This is a genomic window from Pseudomonas sp. CF161 (assembly GCF_000416215.1).
Lineage (GTDB): Bacteria > Pseudomonadota > Gammaproteobacteria > Pseudomonadales > Pseudomonadaceae > Aquipseudomonas.
In genome coordinates this window covers 1-7,852 of record NZ_ATLP01000097.1, presented here as the reverse complement: position 1 = coordinate 7,852, position 7,852 = coordinate 1, and the positions used below count along the sequence as shown (strand labels likewise).

General features: G+C 64.7%; 6 protein-coding genes. All 6 read right to left on the bottom strand.

Translation table 11 applies throughout. The features are described 5' to 3' along the window. Positions 1-79 precede the first annotated feature (79 nt). Positions 80-2,512 (bottom strand): TonB-dependent receptor, encoded by a 2,433-nt coding sequence (locus tag CF161_RS21745; RefSeq protein WP_020298767.1) that lies wholly within the window; start codon positions 2,510-2,512, stop codon positions 80-82. An 83-nt stretch (positions 2,513-2,595) separates the two neighbouring features. Then, a complete protein-coding gene (locus tag CF161_RS21740; RefSeq protein ID WP_020298766.1) occupies positions 2,596-3,609 on the bottom strand; it encodes a FecR domain-containing protein in 1,014 nt (337 codons plus the stop codon). Next, the gene (locus CF161_RS21735; protein ID WP_020298765.1) at positions 3,606-4,127 is read right to left on the bottom strand and encodes a sigma-70 family RNA polymerase sigma factor; all 522 of its coding nucleotides are present in this window, start codon (positions 4,125-4,127) and stop codon (positions 3,606-3,608) included. The genes CF161_RS21740 and CF161_RS21735 overlap by 4 nt, the downstream gene beginning before the upstream one ends. A 137-nt stretch (positions 4,128-4,264) precedes the next feature. Further along, positions 4,265-5,284, bottom strand: coding sequence for a branched-chain amino acid aminotransferase (locus tag CF161_RS21730; protein ID WP_020298764.1), 1,020 nt, complete (start codon positions 5,282-5,284; stop codon positions 4,265-4,267). Positions 5,285-5,572: 288 nt separating this feature from the next. Then, positions 5,573-6,964, bottom strand: a complete 1,392-nt coding sequence (lpdA, locus tag CF161_RS21725; protein WP_020298763.1) for a dihydrolipoyl dehydrogenase — start codon at positions 6,962-6,964, stop codon at positions 5,573-5,575. 3 nt (positions 6,965-6,967) lie between these two features. After that, a partial coding sequence (locus CF161_RS21720) for a dihydrolipoamide acetyltransferase family protein (RefSeq protein WP_020298762.1) occupies positions 6,968-7,852 on the bottom strand: 885 nt, incomplete at its 5' end.

Below are 7,852 nucleotides of genomic sequence, written 5' to 3'. Positions count from 1 at the left end.
AAACCCGCCGATCGCAGCTGCGAAAGGCGGTTTTTTTCATGACCGGTGGCGCGTTGGGCGCGCTGCCGATCGCTGCGGGTCAGAAGTTGTACTTGAAGCTGGTCATCAGGTTGCGCGGCGCGCCGTAGTTACCGTAGGAGCCGGCGTTGCTGTAGTAGGTGCGATCGAACAGGTTGTTGACGTTAACGGAGGCACTCAGGTTGCGGCTGATGTCATAGCGCGCCATCAGGTTGGTCACCGCGTAGCTGCCCTGGGTGAAGGTGTGCAGGTCGCTGCCGACCTTGCTCTGCCAGTTGACCCCGCCGCCCACGGTCAGCTTGTCCAGCGGGCCTTGCAGGCGATAGCTGGTGAAGGTCTTGAAGCTGTTGCGCGGCAGGCCGGTGACGATCCGCTGGTCATCGGCATCAGTGGTGACCGAGTAGGTGTAGCCCGCGGAAGCCTGCCAGCCTTCGGCCAGTTCGCCGTTGAACTCCAGCTCCACGCCCCTGGAGGTGGTGTCCTGCTCGGCGCTGTAGACGTTGTCGTGCTGCCAGATCGCCAGGTTGTCCTGCTGCAGTTTGTACAGCGCCAGGCTGGAGTTCAGGCGGCCGTCGAAGTGGCTGCCCTTGACGCCGATCTCATACCCCTTGCCCTGCATCGGTTCCAAAGGCTTGTTGTCTTCGCTGCGGACCCACGACGCCTGGGGGTTGAAGATGCTGGTGTAGCTGGCGTACACCGACCAGGTGTCGTCGAGGTCGTAGACCACCCCGGCGTAAGGGATAAACACGCCGTTTTCTTCGCGCTTGACCTTGGTTTCGTCGCCGCCGTATGGGCGGTCGGAGGTGTCGCTGCTCCAATTGATCACCCGGCTGCCGAGGATCAGGCTCAGGTCATCGGTCAGGCGCAGGCGCGAGGTCAGGTAGGCGGCGTACTGGTTTTCATCGATCGACGACTTGCCGCTCACGCTCTGGCTCGGCTTGGGCGAGTGGCCGTCCCAGTCGAACAGGTTGTCGATGGGGCCGGCAGGGGAGCCGGCGTAGTCATAGCGCCAGCCGCCCCAGCTCGGGGTGCTTTCCTTGTACTGGGACAGGGTCACGCCGCCGATCAACTCGTGCTCGCGGCCGAACAGGCTGAAGGGGCCGGTGAGGTACAGGTCGAGGTTGTCCTGGCGCGGGGTGCCGGAGAAACGCACCGGCAGTTGGGTCAGGCCGCTGCCGTCCTTGTTGACCGAGCCCATGGCGAAGTTGAACAGCTCGTCGAACTGGTTCTCGGCGTGGGTGAACTCCACCTTGCCGCTCCAGCCGTTGCCCAGTTGCTGTTCGATGGAGGCGAAGTAGCTGGTCTGCTGGTGGTCGTTGTAGGACCAGGTCGGCGAGGTGTTGGTCGAGCGACTGAAGTCGGTGCGTTCGCCACTGCTGAAGCGCGTCGGCAGGCCGGTGCGCAGCGGCGAATCGACGTCGGTGCGCTGGTAGCTGAAGCCCAGGGTCAGCAGGGTGTCTTCGCTGAGGTCGAACTCGCTGATGCCGTACATCAGTTGGGTCTGCTGCTTGAAGCGGTCGACCCAGGCGCTTTCGGTCTTGTAGTCGGCCACCAGCCGCCCGCGCACATTGCCGCTGTCGGTGAGCGGGCCGGAGACGTCGAGCCCGCCGCCGTAGCGATCCCAGGTCCCGGCCTGGCCGGTGATGCTGGCCTGGGCCACGCTGGTCGGGCGTTTGCGGATCAGGTTGATGGTCGCCGACGGGTTGCCCATGCCACTGATCAGACCGGTGGCGCCGCGCACCACTTCAACCCGGTCGTACATGGCCATGCTCTGGGAGTAGTTGTCGAGGCGGGTGTTGGTCGGCACGCCGTCGATCTCGTAGTTCTGGATCGCAAAACCCCGGGACCAGTAGCTGTCGGTTTCCGCCCCCAGGCCGTCGCGGGTGACGATGATCCCCGGGGTGGCTTCCAGGGTGTCGGTCAGGGTGCTGAGGTTCTGGTCTTCGATGCGCTGGCGGGTCATGACCGTGATCGACTGCGGGGTTTCCCGAGGTGTCAGGTTCAGGCGCGTGGAGCTGCTGGAGGAGTAGGTGGTGTACTCGCCGGTGCCTTCGGTGGTCGACCCCGGCGCCTTGCCGGAAATCGACACCGCGCTCAGCTCCAGGCTGTCGCCGCCGGTTTTGCGCGCTTGCAGCGAGTAGTTGCCGGTGGCGTCGCGGGTCGCTTGCAGGCCGGTGCCGGCGAGCAGCAGGACCAGCCCCGAGTCGACGTCAAAACGCCCTTTGAGGCCGGCGCTCTGCTGGCCGTCGGTCAGGGTCGTGGGGTACGACAGCAGGATGTGGGCGGTCTGGCCAAAGCGGGTCAGGGCGCTGGCCAGGCTGCCGGCGGGGATGTCGAAATCCTGTTGCGCCTGTTCGGCGGCCTGGACCCAGGTCGGTGCCAGCAGCACCACGCTGGCGCTGGTCATGCAGGCCAGGCCCTGGGCGACCGCGCCCGCCAGGTTCTGCTTGAGTGAAACGTGCCAGCCCCGGCCCTTGCGTACGACGAGTTGCATGTGTGACTCCCCATGAATGTCTGTGTTCTGGGGGTTAAGTCTCGCGAGCGAGCAAATCGGACCACCCTTGAGCAAAATAAATGTCAGCCGGCCAGGGTGCGGGGCTTGAGGGTCACCCAATAGCGGGTGAAGGGACGCACTTCCAGGTGCAGGGTCTCGGCCACCGCGTTCAGGACACGGTCGGTATCGGCCAGGGGAAAGGTGCCCGAGACCGGTAGGTCGGCCAGGCTCGAATCGCACCCCAGGTGTCCTGGACGATAGCGCCCCAGTTCTTCGAGAAAATCCGCCAGGCGTTGGCCCTGGGCCGCCAGCATGCCCTGGCTCCAGGCCGGCTGCGACGCGCCCTGGGGTTGCCGCGAGAGCAGGCCCTGGCGATCGAAACGCAGCTGCTCGCCCGCGTTCAGGGTCAGGGCCGGCTGCCCCGGGTTGCGCGGTTGCACCTGCACGCTGCCCTCATAGACCCCGAGCAGGGTGACGCCGGCGGTCTGGCGCACATCGAAGCGTGCGGCCACGGTTTCGATGCGGCCCTCGGCGGTGTCCACGCTGAGGGGCGGCAGGCCGGACTGGCGCTCGAGGGTCACCAGCATCTCCCCACGCAGCAGGCTGATGCGGCGCAGGTCCTGGTCGAAGCGCAGCTTGATGGCGCTGTCGGTGTTGAGCTGGACCCGGGTCTGGTCCACCAGCGTCAGGCGGCGCTGCTGGCCGACGCGGGTACTGTAGTCGGCGCTCCAGTCCTGCACCAGCGCCAGGTCCCGGGCGTTCCAGGCCCCGGCTCCGACGGTCAGTAGCACCGCCAATTGCTTGAGCGCGGTGCGGCGGCTGAGGGTGGGGCGCAGGCTCGGGCCCAGGGTGGCACTGGCCAGGGCGCTGTGGCCTTGCTGGCGCACCTGGTCCATGCGCTGGGCAAAGGCTTCGGCCCGCAGCCAGGCTTTTTCGTGCAGCGGATGGGCCTGGCGCCAGTTGCGCCAGGCGGTCAGGGTGGCCTCGCTGATGGGCGGCTGCTGCAGATCGAGCTGCCATTGCATCGCCTGTTCCGCGATGGCCGCGGTAATCGGCTGGGCGTCGGCGCCGGCGCGGGTGGGCAGCGGCGGGCTCAAACCAGGTCCAGGCTGTCGTCGAGCATGATGCACAGGGCGCCTGCCTTGACGATGTAGCGTTTTACCGTGGTCACGGAAACCTCCAGGCGCTCGGCGATTTCCCCCAGGCTCAGGCCATCGAGCTGGCACCAGAGGAACGCCTTGCGCACCGGCAGCTCCAGGCGTTCGAGCACGGCGTCCAGTTCTATCAGGGTTTCCAGGAGGATGGCCTGGGTTTCCAGGTCGGGGACCCATTGTTCCGGGACCGCCTGCAAGGCTTGCAGGTAGGCGCGTTCCAGCTTCTGCCGCCGGTAGTGATTGCTCAGCACGCTTTTCGCGACCTTGGTCAGGAAGCTGCGCGGGGCCTGGATCTCTACCGGCTCGGGTTTGTTCAACAGGCGCAGGAAGGTGTCCTGGGCCAGGTCCGCCGCGCTGTGGGAGCAGTTCAACCGCAGGCGTAGCCAGTTTTTCAACCATTGGTGCTGTTGCCGATACAGCTCGGTCACATCGCAGGCACTGGCTTGGGCGCTTGAAGGCATGGCGGGGAGATACCGGGGCAGGGGAGGTCATGAATGATAATGCTTATCATATAGATCGTTGCCATTACCCCGCAACAAAAACCAAAAAGGCCCGCCGTTCAGTGATGAAGGGCGGGCCTGTTGGATGCAGCGTCAGATCAGACTTTGACGATCCAGCCTTCTGGCGCTTCAACGTCGCCGGTCTGCACGCCGGTCAGCTCTTTGTAGAGCTTCTGGGTCACAGGGCCGACTTCGCTTTCGCTGTAGAACACGTGCAACTGGTCTTTGTACTCGATGCCACCGATCGGCGTGATCACCGCGGCGGTCCCGCAGGCACCGGCTTCCTTGAAGTCAGCCAGTTTGTCGATCAGCACGTCGCCCTCGACCACTTCCAGGCCCAGACGGCTCTTGGCCAGTTCGATCAGCGACAGGCGGGTGATGCCTGGCAGCACCGAAGGCGACTTCGGTGTGACGAACTTGTTGTCGTGGGTGATCCCGAAGAAGTTGGCCGAGCCGACTTCTTCGATCTTGGAGTGGGTCATCGGGTCCAGGTAGATGCAGTCGGCGAAGCTTTTCTTCTTGGCTTCCGAACCAGGCATCAGGCTGGCGGCGTAGTTGCCACCGACCTTGGCCGCGCCAGTGCCCTGAGGCGCCGCACGGTCGAAGCTGGAGATCAGGAAGTTGTGCGGGGTCAGGCCGCCCTTGAAGTAGGCGCCAACCGGAATGGCGAAGATCGAGAAGATGAACTCGGGCGCGGTGCGCACGCCGATGTTGTCACCCACGCCGATCACGAACGGGCGCAGGTACAGCGCGCCGCCGGTGCCGTAAGGCGGAATGAAGCGCTCGTTGGCCTTGACCACGGCCTTGCAGGCTTCGACGAACTGTTCGGTGGAAACATGCGGCATCAGCAGACGGGCGCAGCTGCGCTGCATGCGCAGGGCGTTCTGGTCGGGACGGAACAGGTTGATCGAACCGTCCTTGCAGCGGTAGGCCTTCAGGCCTTCGAAGCATTGCTGGCCATAGTGAAGGGCTGTGGAGCCTTCGCTGATGTGCAGCACGTTATCTTCGGTCAGGGTGCCTGCGTCCCACTCGCCATTACGCCAGTGCGACAGATAGCGCTTGTCTGTCTTGATGTAGTCAAAACCCAGCTTGTCCCAATTGATGCTTTCGTTACCCATGACACCCTCTATCACTTGACGACCGTCGGAACGGCTCAAGGTTTCTGACGTTTTTTTGGATGGGCACAACAATACTGCATTCCGGGGGTGTACCGCATCCCGGACGATGGGAGGGGAGCAAAAAAACGTAGCTTGCTCATGAATCGTTTCGCCATCATCCGAAATACGGGACCAAATTCCCGCCCTGGGCCCATCCCGACCCGTAGCCGCTGCCGCTAGGCTGCGCTGGCCGGGATAGGCGCCGTAGAAGGTGCAGATTAATGTGCGGTATTCATTAAGGACCGCGCATCACATATGCAGCGCATGTCCCAAAGCCCGCAGCGCTGCTTCCTGCACCGCCTCGCCCAGGGTCGGGTGGGCGTGGATGGTGCCGGCGATGTCTTCCAGGCGCGCGCCCATTTCCAGGGACTGGCCGAAGGCCGTGGACAGCTCGGACACGCCGACGCCCACCGCTTGCCAGCCGAGAATCAGGTGATTGTCGCGCCGCGCCACCACCCGCACGAAGCCGCTTTTCGATTCCAGGGTCATGGCCCGGCCGTTGGCCGCAAACGGGAAGCTCGAGACGATGCAATCCAGGCCAGCGGCCTTGGCTTCGTCCGGAGTCTTGCCGACCACCACCAGTTCCGGGTCGGTGAAGCACACTGCCGGGATCGCGGCCGGGTTGAATTCCCGGTGTTCACCGGCAATCAGCTCGGCGACCATTTCGCCCTGGGCCATGGCGCGGTGGGCCAGCATCGGCTCGCCGCTGAGGTCGCCGATGGCCCAGACGTTGCGCATGCTGGTCTGGCAGCGGTTGTCGATCTTGACCGCCGAGCCGTTCATCTCCAGGTTCAGCGCCTCCAGGTTCCAGCCCAGGGTGTTGGGCTTGCGGCCGACTGCCACCAGCACCTGGTCGGTGTCCAGGTGCAGGGTATCGCCACTCGGGTCGCGCACTTGCAGGGTGTTTTTCGCGGCATCGAAGCCTTCGACGCTGTGCTTGAGGTACAGCTTGAGCCCCAGCTTTTTCAGGGATTCGGCCACCGGTTGGGTCAGTTCCGTGTCATAGGCCGGCAGGATCCGATCCTGGGCTTCGACCACGCTGACTTCGGCGCCCAGCTTGCGGTAGGCGATCCCCAGCTCCAGGCCGATATAGCCACCGCCGACCACGATCAGGTGCTTGGGCACTGCCTTGGGCGCCAGGGCTTCGGTGGAGGAAATGATCGGCCCGCCGATCGGCAGCATCGGCAGATTGACGCTTTTCGAGCCGGTGGCCAGCAGCAGGTGCTCGCACTGGATACGGGTATTGGCGCCTTCGATCTCCACGGTCTTGCCGTCGATCACCTTGGCCCAGCCCTGGATCACTTGCACCTTGTGCTTTTTCAGCAGGGCGGCGACGCCGGTGGTCAGGCGATCGACGATGCCGTCTTTCCATTCCACGCTCTGGCCGATGTCCAGGGTCGGCGTTGCGACCTTGATCCCCAGGGCCGAGCCCTGGCTGTGGTGCAGGGTTTGGTGGAACTGTTCGGCGACGTGAATCAGCGCCTTGGACGGGATGCAACCGATGTTCAGGCAGGTGCCGCCAAGGGCCTGGCCTTCGACCAGAATGGTCGAGATGCCCAGCTGCCCGGCACGAATCGCCGCCACATAACCGCCAGGGCCGCCGCCGATAATCAGCAGCCGGGTGTTTAGAGTCTGTTGCATTCCTTACTCCACAAACAGGGTGGCGGGTTGTTCGAGCAGGCCGCGAATGGCCTGGATGAATTGCGCCGCGTCCATGCCATCGACCACCCGGTGATCGAACGAGCTGGAGAGGTTCATCATCTTGCGAATCACCACCTGGCCCTTGATGACCATGGGCCGCTCAACGATTTTATTGACCCCGACAATCGCCACTTCCGGCAGGTTCAGCACCGGTGTGCTCACAATCCCGCCCAACGCGCCGAGGCTGGTCAGGGTGATGGTCGAACCGGACAACTCGTCGCGGGCGGCCTTGCCGGTGCGCGCGGCGTTGGCCAGGCGCGCGATTTCCGCGGCGCTGTCCCACAGGCTGCGAGCCTCGGCATGCTTGACCACCGGCACCATCAAGCCGATGTCGCTCTGGGTGGCGACCCCGACATGCACCGCGCCGAGGCGGGTGATGACCTGGGCTTCGTCGTCGTAGCGCGCATTGATCTGCGGGAAGTCACGCAGGGCCACGACCATGGCGCGCACCAGGAACGGCAACAAGGTCAGCTTGCCGCGGCTGGCGCCGTGTTTCTCATTGAGGTGGGCGCGCAGCTCTTCCACGGCGGTGACGTCGATTTCCTCGACATAACTGAAGTGGGCGGCGCGCTGAGTGGCGTCCTGCATGCGCTGGGCGATCTTGCGGCGCATGCCGATCACCGGAATCTGCTCTTCATCGTGGCGCTGGGCATACGCCGCCGGCGTCGAGGCCCCACGGGAACCCTGGGCCACATAGGCGTCCAGGTCTTCATGCAGGATGCGCCCGGCAGGGCCGCTGCCCTGCACCAGGCGCAGCTGGATCCCGGCATCGAGCGCGTGTTTGCGCACCGCCGGCGACGCCAGCGGACGCTCGTCGGCATCCCGGGC